Raw genomic sequence first — 19,078 nt, 5'->3', positions numbered from 1 at the left:
GAACTGCTGTGTATATCTCTTTGGCACGTGCTTTCTCTTTCCGGTTTCCTACAACCCTACGCGGGTCGCTGTCCGGAAGATCAAGGGCACCTCAATCACCGACCCCAGCCACGGCCGCCCGACCCGTACCCCGAGCTCGCGGCAGAACGCCCCGTCCACCCGCAGCATCCGGAGCCGCCCGGCACCGCCGCCGCGCCACAACCGCTCCGCCATGCCCGGATCCAGCAGCGCGTCCGCGACCGCGACCACGTCCGGGAAGACGACCGCGTCCCGCCCGACCACCCGCCACCACTCGAAATCGCCCCCCCGGCGTCCCCGCCCGCGACCGCGTGCAGCCGCCGCGGCCGGATCTCCTCCCGCTCCCAGACCGGCGCCGACTCCCACCACCGGCACACCACCGCCCACGCGACACCGAACACCTCCCCGGGACCCACCCCCGCCCGCGCCGCCCGCCGCGCCACCCCCGCCCACCGCCGTCGCGTCGCGACCACCGCCAGCGCCTCGCGCAGATCCAGGTGTTCCGGAACCCCGTCGGCGTCCGCGTCCAGGCCCCACCGTGCGTGCCGCCCGCACACCCGCTCCCACCGCACCGCGTACCGAACCACCCGCCCCGGCCCACCGGGACGCCGCGCCACACACGCCCGACACCCGAACGCCACCGGCCCCACCACCGCGCCACCCACCCGCCACAACCCCTGCGGCACCCCGGCCGTCCCCCACCCGGCGGCATCCTCCTCCCTGCCCCAGGACGGCAACGCCCGTGCGAGCACCTCCTCCCCGACCCCGCACAACTCCATCAACGCCAGTCGCCCGGCCGCGTCCAGAACCACCTCCGCATCGGCCCGCAGCCCCCGCCCCGGTGCCGGGGACGGTGGTCGAGCCACCGCCAATGCCCCGCCAGAGCGTCGGCGCCGGCCCGTAACACCCGGCGACCCGGCCCATGAACGACCACGTCGTCTCACCCCCGACCGGAGCGACCCGAAACACCCCCACCGACACCACACCCCATCCCCGACCTCACCGCGAATCTCACACCCACCGAACACGAGCCCTCGACGGACCCCGACCCGACGCCACCCCTCACCACCGCATGCCGAGTTCGGTGAGCAGCCGCACCCGTTCCTCGGCCAACGAACTCCGCCGGTTGCGTTGGTTGTTGACCCATTTGCCGAGTCGCACCTCGACGACCCCGCCGCCCTCGCCCTCGCCCCCCTCGGACCCGGCCGCAGTCTCCACCGCCACGGTCTCGACATGTGCGCGGGGTACGTCGAGGTCCCCTTCGCGTTCGCGGTAGGCGACGGCCGCGGCGAACGCCGTCTCCCACGCGCCCCGCCCGCGCCTCGGCGCCCGGGCCCCGTCGCGGTCGGCCACAGGGCCGCCGACGCCGTCACCCGCAGCCACCGCGCCGTTCTCCACGCCGCCGCCCGCTGCGCCGCCACCGCCCCGTGCCGCGCCGCCACCATCACCCTCCGCCGCGCCGCCGTCGCATTCGGGTCGGATGCCAAGTGCGTCGAGCTGTTCGAGTTGCCCGGGCCGCAGCCGTGCCCGCACGGCTGCTCGCCGGTGCCACTGCGCCCATCTGCCGATGTCCCGGCCGCCGGCGACGTGTCCGGGTGTCAGCTCCTCGAGGGCTCCGCCGCGGGCGAGGTGCAGGCGTACTTCGTTGGCGGCCCTTTGCCAGGCGATGGTCCATCCGTCGGGGCGCCACCACGGGTCCAACTCCTCGAGGGCCCGGCGGCGTTCGGGGTGCGCGTCCAAAACACCCGCACGCCGCTGGTTGGCGAGCCACTGGCCGATGCGCACGCCGTCCTGGACGGCGTTCTGTGGTGCGGCGAGGTGCCCCACACGCCCGACATACCGTCGTGCGGTGGCGAGTCCGTCGTCGAAGGCGGCGTCGGGATGGGACCACACCATGCCGAGCATGACGAGGTTGCGCACGCGGTGTCGTGGTTCGGTTGATGTGGGCAGTGGTGGGTGTGTGAGCTGGGGTTTTCTCAGTTGTGGTGGGTGTGTTGTCGGGGCTTGTGGTCGTGTTGTGTTCCCGGCCGGGGGTGTGGCGTGTCGGGGTTGTGGTTATTCAGCACGGTTTTGCCGGGTGGTTGTTCGGTTTGTTCGGGTGGTGTGCCGATTGATCGGGCCGGTACTTGACGAGGGCGGTTGTGGTGGGTGGTTCCCGGGGGTGTCGGGGCTGGGGGTCAGGGGTTCGGGTGGATGCCGATCTCTGTCAGGAGGTGTTGTTGTTCGGGGTGTAGGTGGGGCCAGTTGGTGTGTTGGGCGCGGATCCAGGGGGTGATCTCCGGGTCGTGGTGGGGTCGTGTCCGGGCCTGGTGGTAGGCGCGTTGCCACGGGAATGCCCAGGGTGGGTTCCACCACGGGTCGATGGTGTCCAGGGCCGCGATGGTCGCCGGTGAGGTTCGGGCCCGGCGGGCTCTTGCGCGTTGCCGGATCAACCACATCCCCAAAGGGAAATCGTCGTGCCGGGCGCGGGCGGCGACGGCGAGGTCGCCGACGCGGTCGGCGTACGCGCGGGCGTGGGCCAGGCCGGGATTGGTCGGGGGCACGCGTGTCGTTGTGCCGGCGGGCTGGGAGGTCCGGGCGGTCGCGGTGATGCCCATGCGGGCCAGGAGTGCGCGTTGTTCGGGGTGCAGGCGGTGCCGGAGGTTGCGTTGGACGGCCGTCCAGGCGTGTGTGTCAGCGTCGGTGACGCCCAGGGTGTGGGCGGTGTGGGCTCGCTGGTAGGCGTGTTGCCAGCGCATGTTCCAGGGCGGGTTCCACCACGGGTCGATCGCGGTCAGGGCTCGGTGGCAGGCGTGGGGCGTGTTCTCGAGGCGGGCCAGTCGGCGTTGGCGCACGAGCCATCGGTCGAGAGGGAATCCGTCGTGGACGGTGGACCTGGGCATGATCAGGTTGCCGTGCGCGGTGTGGTAGGCGCGGGCGTGGGTCAGGGCGGTCTCGGCGTGCGCGCCGATGGGCCGTGTGTGGGCCTTCTCCCGGTCGAGGCCGATCTCGGCCAGGAGGTGTCGTTGTCCGGGATGCAGGTCGTCGTAGTGGGCGCGTTGTCTGCGGAGCCAGGTGCGCGATGCGCGGGCGAAGCCGCGGAAGTCGTGGTCGGCATCGAGTGGTCGACCGGTGTCGAGGTGGTCGCGTACCCGCCGCAGCGCGAGTTGCCAGGCGTGGGGCCAGGACGGGCACCACCACGGGTCGAGCGCGTCCAACGCCAGCGTCTCGGGACAGGGGAGCCGGTTTCCGCGCATGTCCGCGCGTGCGTGCGCTCGTCGCCGGGAGAGCCATCGGCCCAGGCCGAAGCCGGCGTGGACGGTGTCGGGGGCGACAACGGCCAAGGTGCCGTGTTCGTCGCGATACGAACGCGCGTGTTCCAGACCCCTGCTGAAACTCGCCGCGGATTCGGCGGGCCGGGGCCGGGACGGGACAGCCGTGCGGGGCGGACGGGGGCGGGGTTCGACGGCACGGGCACGGTCGGCGGTCAGGCCGATGCCGGCCAACAGGCTTTGCTGTTGCCGAGACAGCGTCCCGTACGCCATGCACTGGGCGGACAGCCACGCGGCGAGCGTGTCGTCGGCGGCGGGGAAGCCGGCCGCGGGGTCGAGGTCGTGGCCTTGTGTGACGAGTGTGCGGGCCCGGTGGTGGGCGCGTTGCCATTCCGGGCCCCACGCGGGGTTCCACCACGGGTCGATCGCGGACAGCGCGGCGGCTCGGGGCGAGGGCGTATCGTGGCTCAGCCGCCAGGCACGGTCCTTGCTGCGCTGGTTGGCCAGCCACTGACCCAGCGGGAATCCGTCGCGGACGGTGTCGACGGTGGTGGTCACCAGGGTGCCGTCGGTTTCGACGTGGGCGCGGGCGCAGGCCAGGGCGCGTTCGAAGTGGGCTCCCATGTTCCTGCGGCGGGGCCGTGCCGTGCGGGCGGCCTGCTCGGTGAGGCCGATCTCGGCGAGCAGGCGGCGCTGCGCCGGGTGCAGCCCGTCGTAGTCGGCGCACTGGGCGTGGAGCCATTCACCCAGACCGAGGTCGACGTGCGGGAAGCCTTGTTCGGGGCGCAGACCGCCCGCGACGCGCCACTGTTCGCGCGCCCTGTAGTAGGCGCGTTGCCATTTCACCGTCCAGGACGGTTTCCACCAGGGGTCGAGTGCGTCGAGCATGGCCACGTACTCGGGTGGCATGGCCTGCTGTTTGCGATGGTTCGACAGCCAACGACCCAGAGGGAACCCCTCGAATCGAGTGCCGATCGGGGCGGCGAGATGGCCGTGGCGGGCGGCATAGGCGCGGGCGTGTTCCAGACCGGTGGAGAACGCGCGGTCCGGGTGCAGCCGGGGACCGCGGGACGCCTCGTCCGGCCGACGGGCGCCATCGCGGTGCTCCTGCAACTCCCGGGCGAGGAGCCGGGGCCGGTGTGCCATGTGTACGTTCCACATCCGGCTGGTGTCCGCGCCCTCTGCACGCGCCCGCGCGCCGCCGCGCAGCCACGTGTACAGGGGACCGGCCGAGGCGCCGGCGATGTGCCCGGGCAGCCAGGGCCGTTCGGTGCGTCGCGCCAACTCGGCGACCAGGGCGGGCGCGTCCGCGACGGTGTGCGGCCGGTGCCCGACCGTGCCGTCGAGTACGCGCCGGCGGTGCCGCGCCCGGGCGAGGAGCGAGGCGACCGCGACCGTCTCCGGATAGGTGACCACGTCCCGGGCCAGCAGCCGCCACCAGCCCGGGTCCTCCCCGGGCGGGGTGATCCGACGGACACGACGGGGCCAGTACTCCTCCCGGGGCCACTGTTGCGCCCACCAGGAGGTGACCACGGCGTGGGCGACCTCGAACGCGCGGGCCGCGTCCGGCTGGTGGCGCAGCATCCGCAGATGCCGGCGGTGCGCGGTGAGGATCTCGGGCAGGCCCGAGAGGTCGACGTGCTCGACCCCCAGGAGCGCTCCGTCCACCCGGTGGTCACCGAGCATCCAGCGCCGATGCCGAGGACACACCCGCGCCTGCGGCGGCAGGTACAGCCGGACGGGCCTGGTCCGGCCCGTCCGCGCGGCAGCGCACGGTCGACAACCCACTCCCATGGCGGCCAACACGGTGCCGAAACGAAAACGGCCGGCCGGGCCGGCCCCGGACGGCCCCACGGGCTCCTGCGCGCACCATGTGGGCAGCGCCCGTCGCAGATGATCGGGCGGCACGTTGCAGAACACGGCGACCAGGGCGCGGGCCTCCGCGTTCAGGAACACCTCCCCGTCGACCCGATAGCCCTTGAACAACCCCGAGTCGGTCGACAGCAGCGCCGGGACGAAGTCCCTGACGCCGACTCGGTAGCGGTCGGCCAACCGGTCCAGGAACGACAGGGTGGTTTCCCCGGCCAGCGGCCCGAGCCTGATCGGCCCCCGGGCCGGTGGCGGGACGAGCCCGCGTGGTCTCGGGTCGGGGGAAACGTCCAAGGAGGCATTCCTGTTCGTGAGAGGAGCCGCGGCCGACCCGACCGCGGCGATCGCGGATGCGAAGGCGACACACGGATCAGGTCGAGGGCGCGGGGGAAAGGGCCGCGCTCCGCGACGCTCGGCTCCGCTGCTCCGCGGCCGTGTCGAGTTCGATCTGTGTGAGCAGCTTCTTCGTGATTCGTTCGGTGCCGTCCATGAGCGACACCAGTGCGGCCTCGCGGACCAGATGGGACAGGCTGCCCATCCGGCCGCCGGTGCGGGCGTGCAGGTAGGCGGCATGCGCCACCAGCGTGCCCGGCCGGTGTCCGCGCAGCCGCAGGGCGCTGTCCATGCCACGAACGAGTTCGTGCCAGGTCTGCTTGTCGGTCGTACTGCCGTAGCGCAGCGGCTGGTTGCGCACGATCTTGAACCGGCCCGCGAGTTGGGAACCGCGAACACCGGTCAGCAGCGGCGAGGACTCGACGTCGATGCCGGAGTAGACGAACGTCGCCGGGATCCGCTCGCCGAGGTACTTCAGTTGGTCGGCGGTCTCCGCGCCGACCCGGCTCCGGGTCTCCATCAGGTGCACGTCGTCGATCAGGACCAGTTGCGTGCCCAACTCGCACAAAAGCCCGCACACGGCGTTGGTGATCTGGATCTGGTTCATCCGCCGTGGGGCCGGCAGGCCCAGGAAGCGGGCGAACTCGCTGATGAGCATCTTCGGGGTCGAGGACGGCGGCACGGTGACGAACACGACGGGCAAGCGGCTCGACGGGTTCGGATGGCGTCGCCGATCGGCGAGTTCGACGGTCCGCCCCAACTGTTGCATCGCGGTGGTCTTGCCCGTGGTCGCCGGACCGGAGATGATCAGGCCGCGCCTGGCCCCGCCCTTCTGACCGCGATTCAGGAGCAGCAGGCGGCGTACCGCCGTCGAGACGGCGTCCATCGCCGGCGTCCTGAGCACCACGAAACGCGCGTGGTAGTCCTCCCGTTCCTCCATGGTCCACAACCGCTCCCCGACGTCCCTCCCGCGGACATCGGGGGCATCGACGAAGCGCTGCCATCCATCCCATGTCGTCAGCGCACTGAAGACGTCGCCCCCGCCGCGAACAGGGTCGGTCACCATGTCCGGGCCTCCTGACGCGGGTCGTAGACACGCATCTCGCCGGGCGCCGCCGCCGCTTCCCGTGCGCGTGCGCCGGTAGCGTCCTCGTCCGGCACCGAGAACCCGGGGAATCCGGCCGACAACCCTTCGTCCGCCCGGCCCTCCCGGTCGTCGGCGAGGTCGTCCTCCTCGTCGCCCCAGACGTTCGCATCGACATCGGCGAGATCGTCGACGTCCCCATCCTCGTCCCGATCCGGCGACGCGGCGAAGACCCCGGACAACCCGAACGATCCCTCCGCCACCCCCGGCCGAGACCGATCGGCAACGGGCGAGGCGTCGTTCACCCGCGCGGTGGCGCGAGCCCGGGCCGCGACCGAACGCTCGCGCCTGGTGCCCAGACCCCGTCCGGCACGCCGCAACAACTCGTCCAGGGCGCGGGCGATCGCCGCCTCGTGCTCCTCACGGCCGCCCCGACGCTCCACCGTGCGCCGCACAAAGGACCACGTGAACGCCGTGAACGGACTCCTCACCGCGCCGGCGTGCACCCACGGCACCTCCAGCCACCCCTCCGGCAATCGCACCCACACCCGGCTGGGGTCGTACGGGTCGTGGTGGACCTCCCACCTGCCGCCCTTGTCGGCCCGTGTCGATCGCCGCCGCCGATGTCCGTTCAGACCGCGATGGTCGTAGGTGCGGTAGCCGAACCGGATGCCGTAGTCGTTGATCGCCTGCCATCGGGTCTCCAACAACTCGACGTAGTCGCCCATCTGCAACGGCACCGGCACGTGCCCCGTCACCGCGACCAACGCGGCCCACATCTCGTTCGGCGACACCATGACGCCGGTCATCATCGGATGCCGCAGCGCATCGTGCACACGCTCCTGCCACCCGACCACGACCCACTCGTCCAACAGCTCCCGCAACTGCGCCAGGCTCCAGCACGCGTCCCCCGACGCCGCCGCGCCCCGCTGCGTGATGTCGGGACCGACATGACCCGCCACGTACTGGCTGAACCCACTGCCGATCGCACGGAACGTCCGCTCCACGTTCCCCTTCGCCGGACCGTTCGCCGGCGGCACCGGCTGCACCGACACCCCCAGGCTCTCGCACGCCCCGAGAAAGGAACCCGACACGAAGACCCGCCCCTGGTCCACCACCACCGTCTCCGGCATGATCACCGGCCGCGCCGCAGCACCCTCCAACCGCGCGTCCAACGCCACCAACCGCTCGTACGGAATCACCGATCGCCGCATCGCCAACGCCTCGTCCCACCCCGGCCGCATCGCCATCGGCACCACCATCTGCGCCAGCAACATCGCCGCGTCCACCGACGACGTCCCCTTCGGACGCAACACCGCCGCGCAGATACTGCGCGTCGCCACATCCAACGCGATACTCAACTCCGGCCGGCCGACCACACCGTCGTCCGACACCGCCAACACATCCAGCGGCGTGCTGTCCAACATCACCAACTCGCCCGGCCGTAGCGCCACCGTCGGCGTGAACGGAGGAGCGGGCCGCGACGCGTGCCACCGCCGCTGCGCCGCGGTCCCCAGCAAGCCCTGCCCGTCGGCCACCACGTGCACCAGACGGTTGAACGTCGACGTCGGCGGAACCGTCACCGTTCCCGCGCCGTACTGTTCCTCCAACAACCACCCCACCTCGCGGCGTAGCCGCGCCAGCGTGCCCGTCGACCGCTCCCGCCGTGCCTCCAGCACATCCCTGATCGCCGCGACCACCCGTTCGTCCGCCCGTCCCAGGGGGGAAGACTCCCTGGCCACCCGGCCGTCCACCACCGCCCACAGACCGCCGCGTCGGTAGCGCGAACGCATCCTGCGTACCGTCGCCACACTCGTCACCCGGCCCGCCGCCGTCAGCTCGTCCGCCTTCGCCCGCTCCCGCTGCGCCATGCTCCTCGTCGCCGGATCGAACTCCGGGCGCGGGCCACCGGTCGCGCCCGCAACCGGGAAACCGGTCTCCACCTCCCGCACATGCCGCTGCCACTCCAACGCCCGTTGCCTCGCTTCCGCGGGCAGGGCCTCCAGCAGACCGAAGGGCGGGAGCCTCGGCGGGGCGTGACCGCCTTCCACCGCGAAGGACGGGTCGGCGAACAGAAAGGGCAGCAGTACGACCGCCGACGCCCCGCCGTCGGTGACCAACGTGGCCCTGGCGCCTTCGAGGACGGCCACGTTCCACGTCCGCCCGTCGTGGCGGACCCGGGCCCCGACCTCGAGAACGGGATGCGTCACGCCACCCCGCCCTTTGCGCGCGTCACCGACACCAGGGCACGTTCGTGCAGCGGTTCGTCCAACCGCACACTCAGCGCGCCGCTCCACAACGCATGGAAGAGCACCGGCCACACCGCGATCGGATCACCCACCTCCCGCACACCCTCCACCGCCGGCCGCTCACGGCCGAACACGGCCACGACCGAGGACATCAACCGACCGCCCGCACAGCGGGGATGCCGATACCCCGCCAGCCACCGCACATTAGCCACCAGCACCGGATCCGCCGGCCGAACGATCCGATACCGCCAGCCGACCGCGTCCGCGGCGACGGACGCCACACGGGCGCGCGCGACCAGCCTCGCCGACGGCCCACTTCCTCCCACGCAGTCGAGCAGCAGACCGCTCCCGTCCGCCATCCTCGCCATCACCTGCGGCGCGTGCGCCACACTCCTGCCACCCTCGCGCCACACCAACTCCACCGGCCGGCACGCCAACGCCACCACCGACGGATCCCGATCCAAGAGCATGACCTGGGTCCGCATCACCCCGGACCCATAGGGCACCATGCGCCCGGACGTCGCCGACCACCACCAACCCGGCGCCACCCGCCGCCCGTGCCTCACCGGGAACCGCCTCACCGGAGAGTGCTCCTCCAGCAACACGTCATCCGCGACCCGAGGCCAAGGCACCTGTCGAAGCGCACCACCCGCCTCGACGAACCGCGCCTCGACGTGGTCGGGGTCGGGGCGAAGCAGGGCCCCGCCCGACGGGGCGGCGGAAGTGATCGTTTCCATGCGCACAGCCAACCGGCTCCCGACCGACCCGACGCATGCGCGGAGCGACCGCGAATCGATCTTCTTTTTGACACACGCCGGCCTGTCGCAGGCCGCGTAGCCGCGCTACGGCAAGTGTTGCCGGCCGCAGGAAGTTCACCCCGCCCCGCAGTCATTCGTTTCTGCCCAGGCCCCCGGCTGTGCTTCGAAGCGCGACTGGCGAACAGCGGTGTGGCGAACTCACCCCTATCGGAGGAGAGGTGTATAGCAAGAACCCTGCGCGAACGCAGCGGTGAAGTCGGGGTGGAACGATGACGAGCGGGGCGTACGACGAGCTGACACGAAATGGTCGGCTTGGCGATGCCAGCCTCGACCTGCTGCGCTGCGTCGGTCGTCAAGTAACCCGTACCCAGGGATTCCCGCCCCCCGAGGGGTACTCCGGGTGGACCGACGAGGCCGTCGACGTACTCCTGGCTGAAATGTTCAGCCGGAAAGGCGAGCAGTTTGTGTTGGACTGCTTCCTCAAAGCGGTCGACGACACCTCCCTGGAGAAGATGTTCTACGCCTCGATCAGGTACTTCCTGATCGACCAGGCGAAGGGGACCGAGCGCGGGAAGCTGCGAAGGCGGTTTGCCAAACGCCTTGCCGAGGACGCCAAGTACTCTGCCGTGGGCGGCGCTTCCCCCCGCTGGGCGCTGGCCTCTCATCCCATTGGCGTCGTGTGGCAGGGCGACCTCGACGAACTCGTCCGCGTGGCCTGGGATGTGCGCGGGGTCTGGATCACCGCGTGGAACCACTCCGGACCGACGCCGAAGAAGACCGAGCACGCCTTGATGACGGTGCTTGAGGCCGTCCTCGAGGCAGCCGGAGGAGCAGTGCGCGAAGAAGATCTGGCAAGGGTCCTCGAAGCCCGCTTTTTCGATCAACCCACCACACCCGAGATCACCACGCTCTATGCCAATAGCGGCTCCTTGATCGATCCCGCCATGAACCAGGCACAAGGAGCAGACCCACTCGACCCAGTGGGGGCGGAGACAGTAGCCGGGGAGATCTGGACCCAGATGTCCCCGGACGAGCGGCAACTGCTGCGCTACCTCGAAGACACAACCTCGGAAGTAGCCGTCCACCTGGGCATCGGCGTTCATCAGGCGCGCGCGATCATGGAAGCGTTGCGCGAGAAGCTCAGAAGGGCCCTGACCGGCGAGGGAGACGACATGCATGCTGTCGTTTCGGCGCTGCTGCGCCGCGCGGAAGCTATGCCCTGACATTCGATGAGTGACGTCGTTTGTCCATAGTGAGAACCCATCGCCGTGAAGGAAGGGGGCCCGCCCGATGAGGCAGTCACCACCCAGCGCATACGAAAGACTGCGAGCCGCAGCTGCGCGCACAACCATTCCCGAAGCTGTCCGCACCACAGCCACAGCCACTCCCGGCGATCCCCGCCCGGGTCAGATCTGGCGTGCAGTCTGGGACGACACCGTGGAAATCGTGGTTGTCACCGCAGTCGATGACACCACCGTGCACGCCCTCCCCGTTGCCTTGAAAACCCAGTACCACGACGCCGACACCGTGCTGCTGCCCGCCGAGGCGTCCACCCTGGAACAACCCATCGCCCTGTGGCGTGGCCTAGGCCAAAGACTTCCATGGTGCGTCCTGGATCGGCAGATCAGCCACCTATCCGTTCCCCTCGCCGCCGACGGCTCACCGACCTCATCTGCGACCGGCTACCGCTACGGAAGCCCCATCCCCAGCCCCGCAGCACGAGCCGCCGGTTTCCGCGCTGCCCTGGCCGACACCATGGACTTGCTCTCCACGGCACGCTGGGCTCCGCAGGGCAACGGCGACCTGGCCGCCATGCTGAAGAAGCAAGGGCTTCGCCCTGCCGAACTGATCAAGCAACTCGGCGTGCAACCACCCCGCGCCCTGGCTCTGCTGCGCGGGCAAACACCGCTCACCCACGACGAAGCCGACCTTCTCACACCGATCCTGGGGGCCACCGCAGACCAGATCCTGGCCGCCAACCCACCCCCGCCCGACCGCCTGGTGCACGAACTGAGCCGCCCCGCCCGGCGCGACCAGATCCGTCGATTCGCCCGGCACGTTGAAACAACCGAACACAACGCCCGTCAACAGGCACTCTTCACCACCTTCGCTCTGGCAGCACGCCAAGAGCGCTCAGCCGAGGAGGACTGGCCGGCCCGAGTGGACCGCTTCTTCGACGTCCACCTGGCCCAGGAGAGCGAGTGGTGAACTATGTGCGGCGCGCCGCAGCACGCACACAAGCCAAAGCCATGCTCGCCACCCTGCACCGCGACCACCCCGGAGCCGACGCACGGCTGACCGCCGGTGCACTGCGGGAACTGCGGCAGTGGCCCGGTCTCGACGTCAGGGACGTCCCCGACAGCCGTTCCGGCGGCTGCAGCGTTGCCGGCGCCTACTTCGCTGGCACCCCGGCCGTTATCGCCGTCGCCAGTTCCGCAAGCCTGGCCCGCCGCGATTTCACCGCTCTCCACGAATTCGGCCACCATCTCCAGCAGACCCTGGTGGAACTGATGGACGTCCTCCTCGAGCAGCCCGACGGCGGCACCGCCCTGGAGGACGCCGCATGCGACGCGTTCGCCGCCGAGATCCTCCTGCCCGATGGACTCGTCGATCAGCACATCGCCGCCGCCGGACCCACCGCCGACACCGCCGTCGCGCTGTGGCGAGCCGGTACCGCCTCTCGGATGGCCGCGTGCGTCAAAGCCAGCGAACGACTTCCCGCGCCCGGCCACATCCTCCTCCTCGACTCCGGCGGCAGCCTTGCCTTCGCCGCCTCCCACGGTCTGCCGCCGCTGCGCCGCGGCAGCGACCAGAGCCAGGTCCCGACACTGAGTACCGCACTATCCGCCCGCGGTCGCGCCGAGGGCCGCGGTCGACTCGCCTACCGCGACGGCATCCTCGGCGACGAACTGTATCTACAGACCGCAGACATGGACGGGTACCTCCTCGTCGTCGCCGTCACCGACTCGGCCCCCTGGAAGGCATTTACGCCCTCCGCGCGCCAGGCCGGTCCCGAGCCGACCGGATACATCTGTGCTCACTGCGGGGAGGACTTCACGTCCTACGCCCGTGCCTGCGCTCGCTGCGAGTCCGCCCCCTGTCCGGACTGCGGCCGCTGCGACTGTGACCGCAAGGTTGCCGAGCGTCAGTGCACCACCTGTTTCATCGTGCACCCCGCCGCCATGTTCGACGGCGCGAACAGCCGTTGCCGCGACTGCGCCTGAACCCTGGTCACACGCGTCCCGCTACCGCCGAGTTACGTCGTCTGTCCCTCACGAAGGTGTCCGCCCCGGACGCCACACCACATGGGACCCCGGAACTGCCGGGCACCACGATCGCCGAGGCCGGCAGGAACGAGCACGACAGCACGATGAACGACACCACCAAGGGCGCATTCGCCGCCTTCGACGAGCAACTCAACCTCCATGCCCGCGAGCGCAAGAACGCGCAGAAGCGGCATGGCGACATCACCGACCACCTGGTGAGCGAAAGACTGGCGATCGGGACATTCCTCCAGGGCAGCTTCGCCCGCAAGACGATGCTCAAGCCGCTCAAGGACGTCGACATGATCATCCGGATGCACCCGCGTCTGGAAGAGACCCTGCGCCGGCCCGGCGGTCCTGCCCACGCGATGAGGCTCATCCGCGCGGCCGTGGCCGACAAGTACCCCAACGCCCGATTCGACGTGGACGACGCCCCCGCCCACGCCCTTCAGGTCACCTTCCCCGATCTCGACTTCACCTTCGACCTGGTCCCCGCACTCGACGCGGACGACGGCGAGATCTGCTACATCGCAGACCGGGAGAACGACGTTTGGGAGTGGTCCAACACCCGCATCCTCAACCGAATCATCAGCGCCCGCAACCAGGCCACCGGCGGACGATTCGTCCACCAGGTCCGCATGCTGAAGTCCTACAAGAAGGACCACCCGGTCCTCGACGACACCTGCGGCCTGTTGTGGGAGGCCTTCGCGTACGAGGCGGTCACAGTCCCACTCGAGCACTCCCGGTCCCTCGCCGACACTCTTGCGCACGCCGCTCATGCCGTCACCGGACCGGTGTTCGATCCCACCGGTGTCGACGACCTCACCGCCGGCTGGACGGCCGCCCAACGTACCTCCTACACAGCCGCGTTGCGTGACGCCGCCCACCGGACCGCCGAGGCACGCCGGCTGGAAGAGGACGGCCAACACGCAGCCGCCATCGAGATCTGGCACGGCCTGATCGGAGAGACGTTCCCCGCCGCCGAGGCCCAGAACGTCGCCGAAGCGCTGCGCGCCCTGGCAGCCGGCAGCATCACTTCCACCGGACGCGCCGTCACCTCCCCGCGCGGCCAGCAGCCCGCCCGCCCGGCACGGTCATGGCGTACCCACTGAACCGGGTGCTCGCCGATCCCGCCGCAGCCGCCGACCACATGCTCCACGCCCACACCGTCTACGGCGTGGAACGGGCGACCGGCCGCACCGGCCCCGTCGGAGCCGCGCTGCTCGAGTTCACCTTGCGGCCCCTGCCTGCCTTCGAACGCGAGAACTATCCCACTGAACGCGTTCGCATCGTCATCCGACACGACCACACCATCCACGCCTTTCCCCTCGACTCGGCCCACCGAGCCTTCAAACACCGCAACCCCGCTCCGGTCGAGGACCTGTGCCTGCAATACCCCGACGACGACACAGCATTGCGCTGGATCCCCGACGACGGCCTCGAACCCCTGATCACCCTCATCCACCGCCATCTGCTCTACGAAGAGGCATGGCGCCGCACCGGCACCTGGCCCGCCGAAGACGCCCCGCACGGCCAGCCCGCCCACGGCGTCCACCCACTGCGCACCGTCAAGACACGACAGGAGGCCCACCGATGGACTCGATGACCATTCTCGTCCTCATCCTCGGCTCCTCCGTTGTCGCCGTAGTGCTGGGACACATCCTCACGGGCCTGCGCGCCGGGGCCACAGTCCGCCGCGACCGCTACGCCGCAGCCGTCAAACTCCTCGTCGCCCGTATCGAATACCCCTACCGGATACGCCGCCGTACCAGCGACAACCCCGATGTTCTCCATACGCTCACCACCATCGGGCACGACCTCCAAGAGCGCCTCGCGGAGAGCCGCGCCTGGACCGCAACGGAGAGCGCAGTGCTCAGCGAGGTCTTCGACTACTGCCTCACCAGAATCGACACGCCGTTCAAACAGGCTTGCAACGACGCCTGGAACGCGACCCCAGTTGCCACCGCCGCCGGGATGAACCTCAATGGCTTCGGCATGGGCAACCAACAACACGTCGTCACCTCGATCCAGGACGCCCTCACCTACCGTTTCGGCCTCCGGCGCCTGATCCCAGCCTTTCTCCTCCGCCGTGTTCTCAAGAAGCGCGGGCTCCTGCCCCCCTGAAGGAGCGAGTTCCAGCCGCGACTCAACTCGGCCCCGTGCCGCCACGATCCGCCATCCTCGCTCCGGATCTCACACCCCACCCCACAACGGCGCTTACCAGCGCATACCCAGCTCCGTTAGGAGCCGCTCGCGTTCGACCGACAGCGAACTCCGCCGGGTGCGTTGGTTGTTGACCCACTTGCCGAGGCGCACCTCGACCGCACCGCCACCGTTGCCCGCACCACCACCGGGTCCGGTCGCCGTCTCCGCCGTCACGGTCTCGACATGCGCGCGCGGCACCTCCAGGCCCCCTTCGCGTTGGCGGTAGGCAACGGCCGCGGCGAACCCGGTCTCCCACGCGCCCCGCCCGCGCCTGTGCGCCCGGGCGCCGTCGCGGTCGGCCGCAGGACCGCCGACGTCGACGCCCGCAGCCACCCCCGCGCCGTTCTCCACGCCGCCCGCTGCGCCGCTGCCACCCCCCACCGCCCCGCCGCCGCCCGCCGCTGCGCCGGGTTCGGAGCGGATGCCGAGTTCGTCGAGCTGCTCGAGTTGTCCGGGCCGCAGCCCGGCCCTCACGTCCGCCCGCCGGTGCCGCTGCGCCCAGGCGCCGATGTCCCGCCCACCGGCGACGTGTCCGGGCGTCAGCCCGTCGAGGGCTCCGCCGCGGGCGAGGAAGAGACGTACCTCGTTGGCGGCGCGTTGCCAGGCGATCGTCCACCCGTTGGGGCGCCACCACGGATCCAACTCCCGGAGTGCGGCTTCTCGTTCGGGGTGGTTGTCCATCACGCCGTGGCGTCGTTGGTTGGCGAGCCATTGTCCGATGCGCACGCCGTCCTGGACGGCGTTCTGCGGTGCGGCGAGGTGCCCCACGCGTTCGACATACCGTCGCGCGACGGCGAGTCCGTCGTCGAAGGCGGCGTCGGGGTGGGACCACACCATCCCGAGCATGACGAGCGCGCGGCCCCGCCTCTTGTTCAGGCGCCCGGCGGCATACTCCCTTCGTTGAACCGCAGCCCATTGCCCAACCGCATAGTCGTGATCGTGCTCGTCCCGCGCGTCGAGCGGAATCCTCAAATGGCCGTGGGCCCGGAGGAACCGCCTGGCGGCGAGGTAGCCGCGGATCCAGTCGCGTTCGTCGGGATCGATGACCCGCAGCCGCACGAAGTCCGCCACTACCGCCGGGTCGCGAGGACTGGAGAACCGCAGGAACGGCCGCGTCTCCACCCCCGGACCTACGCCCGACCCATCCGTGCCCGCGGGCTGGCCCGGATCCTCCACGGCCCCACCATTGCCCGCGGTGGCCTCGGTGCCGGCTTCCGCGGCACCGCCGCTCGGCTCGTCGGGTGCGTCGTCGACGGCCGCCCGCGCCGCGTGGCAGGCGGTGGCCTGGGGGACCGCGAGGGCTTCCACGAGCTCCGGGGCGTGGGCCCTCAGAGCCTCGAGCACGGTTACCAGGTACCGGTGTCCATCCGAGAGGAGCATGTCGTCGGGGAGTTCGTGGTCGTCGAGGAAGACGGGGACGATGATGGCGGCGACCTTGCCCTGCCCCGGTTTCTGCCGGAGGGCTCTTCCGAGGGCCTGAGTAATATTCACAATACTTGACATTTCGTCGAAAATGGCGACGGCATCGACGGCCGGACAATCGATCCCCTCACCCAGAATCCGCACGTTCGCCACCACGGACAGGTCGCCCGAAACCCCGGGTTCGGCGAACCGGCCGAGGACCCGCCGGCGGTGTTCGGCCGGATGCTCGCCGTGCAGCCATTCCGCCCGTACATCCGTGGGGGCCTGGTCCGGGAGTTCGGTGCGCAGGCGTCGGCCGACGTCGGGCAGCCCCAACGCGAATGCCTTGGCCTCGGCGACGCGGTGGTGGAACGTGATGACGGTGCGCAGATCGTTCTCGCGGGCGGTCTTCAACAGCGCGGTCTGCAGTGCGGCGAGGCGTTTGCCGCGCCATGCCTCGACGAGCCTCGGTGCCTTGGGGCTCTTCTCGTCCAACGCTTTGCGCGCGTCGCGTCGGGCCTGGTTGAGCTCGGTGTCCCTGATGTCGGCCACCAGCACCACGAACCGTGCGAGGAGCCCGCGTCGGATGCTCTCGGCGAGCCCCAGGTGGAAGATCCTCGGACCGTAGACATCGATCGCGTCCATCGACACCGCGAGTTCCTCGGGGAGCGCGGGAACACGTGGGAGCCGGGCCGACCGGGTCCGCGCCGTCTCACCGTCGCCGGTGTCGTCGCCCCCATCATCATCTGACGCCTCGTCAGATGAAACGGGCACTCCACCGGTTTCGTTGATCATTCCGATTTGCATTTCCGGCGAGAAATACCCGTCCTCCGAATCGAGATCGAATGCGATGTCGTCGGGGATGGGAGGAAGCTCGACGTGAGGTCCAGTGTGAGGTTCGACGAGGTGCTCGAGACCGCCACCCGCGCCGTGCGCCGCGACCCCGGAGCCCACCTCGAACGGCGCCCCCTGCCCGCCCGCGCCGACTCCTGAGCCCCCGCGTCGTTCGCCGCGCCGCCTCCTGCGCCGTCCTTTGAAGGATTCGTAGATGCGGGGTGTGGCGGTCATGTAGAGCCGCCGCTGCGCCGGGACGAGCTGGTTGTCGTGGATGTCGGTCCAGGTCTTGTCGACGTGTCCGGCGGCTCTGTGCGCCTCGTCGCACAGCACCAGCGTCCAAGCCCTCAAAGCGGGGATCCCGTAGGGCCCGGTGTGCGCGTGGATGATGCTGCCCAGCGAGGCATAGGTGGCGAACACCGTGTACTGGCCGTGCTTTTGGGCCCACAGGGCGAGGCTGGGGCCGCTGGTGGTGGCGCGCACGTTCGCTGCGCCGAGTGCGGTGTCGCCTTCGAGGGAGCAGACGGCGAGCATGGCCTCGTCGTGTCCGAGGGTGCGCCAGGCGGTGACGATCTGGGTGAGCAGGTCGAGGGTGGGGACCAGGACGAGGGTGCCGCCGGTGGGTGCGAGGCGTCTGGCGGTCTCGGCGGCGATCAGCGTCTTGCCGGTGCCGGTGGCCGAGACCAGGAGCCCGCGGTTGCCGCCCGGGCGTACGGGGCCTTCCAGGCCGCGCACCGCGGCGTCGACGGCCTCGACCTGGTGCGGCCGCGGCCGCGGGGCGAATTCGCGCACCGACCCTCCTCGTCATCACTTCCGGAACACCCGACGGGGCTCCCGATACATGTCAAAGTTTACCTGAGTCATTCTTGAGTCACCTCGCTCTCCAATCCTGTCGAAGGAAAACATCAACGACGCACCCGCCTTTCGAGTCGTGCGCCGATCCTCCCGCCACGCCGCGGCCGCGTGCGCGGGGCGGGGAGTGGTACGCGACCGTGTTTCACTGCGGTTCGGGTACGCCGAGTTTCCCCAGTCGCGAGCGGATCGCGCTCGGTTGGCGGTCGAAGCGTCGGGCGAGTTCGACCAGGCCGTGGCCGGCGGCGTGGAGTTCGAGGAGCAGCTGCTCGTCTTCGGGGGTCCATCGTTGGTAGGCGTTGGTGTGGCGGGTGCGGATCTCCTCCACGGAGTAGGCCTTGTCCGCGGCCTCGTCCTTGCGTGAAGCCGGTTGTCCCACACTCGTTTCCCGGGCGGGGATCAGTTCCACCGAGCCCAGTGCAGAGGAGGGGAAATCGCATACCTCGACTCCGTCGAGCCAGAACGTGGTGGTGCCGTCCTCGAACGTCAACAGGTCCGCTCGGAGGTCGAGTTCGCGGCACATGGCATCGGGGTCTGCGGGATCGGCGACGAACTCCTTGAAACGCAGGCGGAGTACCGTTCGGGGCTTCGGTTCGGGCATGACGGAAACGATGCCGGCCGAACCCCCCTCCGGGCCCGCCGCTTGTACCGATCCGCATCGCGGATCGGTAGCTCCCCGCAACGCGGGGAGCCCGCGCTCCCTCCTCCGACAAGGAACTCCCGCAACCCACCGCCCACTTCGTGCTGCTGGCGGGCCGCAACGCGGCCCCGGTCCGAGCCGCAACGCGGATCGGACGCCTCCCGCAACGCGGGAGGCCTTCACTTCCTTTCTCGATCCGCAACGCGGATCGAGCTCCCCGCAACGCGGGGAGCTTTCGGTGGCGCAACGCGCCACCGCGAGCCGCAACGCGGCTCGCTTCACTCGCAAGCCGCGCAGCGGCTTGGGGACCCGCTCCGCGGG

At 70.3% G+C, this 19,078-nt stretch carries 14 protein-coding genes; 6 read left to right on the top strand and 8 right to left on the bottom strand.

Annotation, left to right across the window (positions count from 1 at the left end; genetic code table 11):
• Positions 1-48: 48 nt before the first annotated feature.
• The 6 genes from ACH4U8_RS45835 to ACH4U8_RS45810 all read right to left on the bottom strand — a co-directional run bounded on the left by ACH4U8_RS45835 (position 49) and on the right by ACH4U8_RS45810 (position 9,541).
• Entirely contained in the window at positions 49-282 is a 234-nt protein-coding gene (locus ACH4U8_RS45835) for a hypothetical protein (protein ID WP_395784691.1), read from the bottom strand.
• A 798-nt stretch (positions 283-1,080) separates the two neighbouring features.
• On the bottom strand, positions 1,081-1,938 hold the full coding sequence (locus tag ACH4U8_RS45830; protein WP_395784689.1) for a helicase associated domain-containing protein: 858 nt from the start codon (positions 1,936-1,938) through the stop codon (positions 1,081-1,083).
• A 257-nt stretch (positions 1,939-2,195) separates the two neighbouring features.
• Entirely contained in the window at positions 2,196-5,432 is a 3,237-nt protein-coding gene (locus ACH4U8_RS45825) for a helicase associated domain-containing protein (protein ID WP_395784687.1), read from the bottom strand.
• Between the two features lie 76 nt (positions 5,433-5,508).
• Positions 5,509-6,537: a TniB family NTP-binding protein gene (locus ACH4U8_RS45820; protein ID WP_395784685.1), complete on the bottom strand. Its 1,029-nt coding sequence runs from the start codon at positions 6,535-6,537 to the stop codon at positions 5,509-5,511.
• Complete coding sequence (locus tag ACH4U8_RS45815; protein ID WP_395784683.1) at positions 6,531-8,765, bottom strand: transposase; 2,235 nt, start codon at positions 8,763-8,765, stop codon at positions 6,531-6,533. The genes ACH4U8_RS45820 and ACH4U8_RS45815 overlap by 7 nt, the downstream gene beginning before the upstream one ends.
• Positions 8,762-9,541, bottom strand: a complete 780-nt coding sequence (locus ACH4U8_RS45810) for a TnsA-like heteromeric transposase endonuclease subunit (protein ID WP_395784681.1) — start codon at positions 9,539-9,541, stop codon at positions 8,762-8,764. The genes ACH4U8_RS45815 and ACH4U8_RS45810 overlap by 4 nt, the downstream gene beginning before the upstream one ends.
• Positions 9,542-9,831: 290 nt before the next feature.
• Between ACH4U8_RS45810 and ACH4U8_RS45805 the strand changes: the two genes are divergently transcribed.
• The 6 genes from ACH4U8_RS45805 (at position 9,832) to ACH4U8_RS45780 (ending at position 14,949) form a co-directional block, all read left to right on the top strand.
• Positions 9,832-10,785, top strand: coding sequence for a hypothetical protein (locus tag ACH4U8_RS45805; RefSeq protein WP_395784679.1), 954 nt, complete (start codon positions 9,832-9,834; stop codon positions 10,783-10,785).
• A gap of 214 nt (positions 10,786-10,999) precedes the next feature.
• A complete protein-coding gene (locus ACH4U8_RS45800) occupies positions 11,000-11,770 on the top strand; it encodes a hypothetical protein (protein WP_395784677.1) in 771 nt (256 codons plus the stop codon).
• Positions 11,764-12,786, top strand: a complete 1,023-nt coding sequence (locus tag ACH4U8_RS45795) for an ImmA/IrrE family metallo-endopeptidase (protein ID WP_395784675.1) — start codon at positions 11,764-11,766, stop codon at positions 12,784-12,786. The genes ACH4U8_RS45800 and ACH4U8_RS45795 overlap by 7 nt, the downstream gene beginning before the upstream one ends.
• Positions 12,787-12,842: 56 nt before the next feature.
• Complete coding sequence (locus ACH4U8_RS45790) at positions 12,843-13,937, top strand: hypothetical protein (RefSeq protein WP_395784673.1); 1,095 nt, start codon at positions 12,843-12,845, stop codon at positions 13,935-13,937.
• Positions 13,922-14,431 (top strand): hypothetical protein, encoded by a 510-nt coding sequence (locus ACH4U8_RS45785; protein WP_395784671.1) that lies wholly within the window; start codon positions 13,922-13,924, stop codon positions 14,429-14,431. The genes ACH4U8_RS45790 and ACH4U8_RS45785 overlap by 16 nt, the downstream gene beginning before the upstream one ends.
• Positions 14,419-14,949, top strand: a complete 531-nt coding sequence (locus ACH4U8_RS45780) for a hypothetical protein (RefSeq protein WP_395784669.1) — start codon at positions 14,419-14,421, stop codon at positions 14,947-14,949. The genes ACH4U8_RS45785 and ACH4U8_RS45780 overlap by 13 nt, the downstream gene beginning before the upstream one ends.
• Positions 14,950-15,042: 93 nt before the next feature.
• Here ACH4U8_RS45780 and ACH4U8_RS45775 read toward each other — a convergent pair whose 3' ends face one another.
• Positions 15,043-18,057 carry a Helicase associated domain protein gene (locus ACH4U8_RS45775; RefSeq protein ID WP_395784667.1) on the bottom strand — a complete coding sequence of 1,005 codons (3,015 nt, stop codon included), beginning with the start codon at positions 18,055-18,057 and terminating at the stop codon, positions 15,043-15,045.
• Positions 18,058-18,262: 205 nt separating this feature from the next.
• Positions 18,263-18,718: a helix-turn-helix domain-containing protein gene (locus ACH4U8_RS45770; protein ID WP_395784665.1), complete on the bottom strand. Its 456-nt coding sequence runs from the start codon at positions 18,716-18,718 to the stop codon at positions 18,263-18,265.
• Positions 18,719-19,078 lie beyond the last annotated feature (360 nt).

The sequence above is a fragment of the Embleya sp. NPDC020886 genome, assembly GCF_044333915.1.
In the GTDB taxonomy this organism is placed as follows: Bacteria; Actinomycetota; Actinomycetes; order Streptomycetales; family Streptomycetaceae; genus Embleya.
Note: the sequence above shows the minus strand (reverse complement) of the source record. Positions and strands in the feature narration are given on the sequence as shown.

Coding starts and splice junctions, on each gene's coding strand:
- ACH4U8_RS45820 (WP_395784685.1), bottom strand. CDS start 6,537: ATGGTGACCGACCCTGTTCGCGGCGGGGGCGACGTCTTCAGTGCGCTG.
- ACH4U8_RS45810 (WP_395784681.1), bottom strand. CDS start 9,541: ATGGAAACGATCACTTCCGCCGCCCCGTCGGGCGGGGCCCTGCTTCGC.
- ACH4U8_RS45805 (WP_395784679.1), top strand. CDS start 9,832: ATGACGAGCGGGGCGTACGACGAGCTGACACGAAATGGTCGGCTTGGC.
- ACH4U8_RS45785 (WP_395784671.1), top strand. CDS start 13,922: ATGGCGTACCCACTGAACCGGGTGCTCGCCGATCCCGCCGCAGCCGCC.
- ACH4U8_RS45780 (WP_395784669.1), top strand. CDS start 14,419: ATGGACTCGATGACCATTCTCGTCCTCATCCTCGGCTCCTCCGTTGTC.
- ACH4U8_RS45770 (WP_395784665.1), bottom strand. CDS start 18,718: ATGCCCGAACCGAAGCCCCGAACGGTACTCCGCCTGCGTTTCAAGGAG.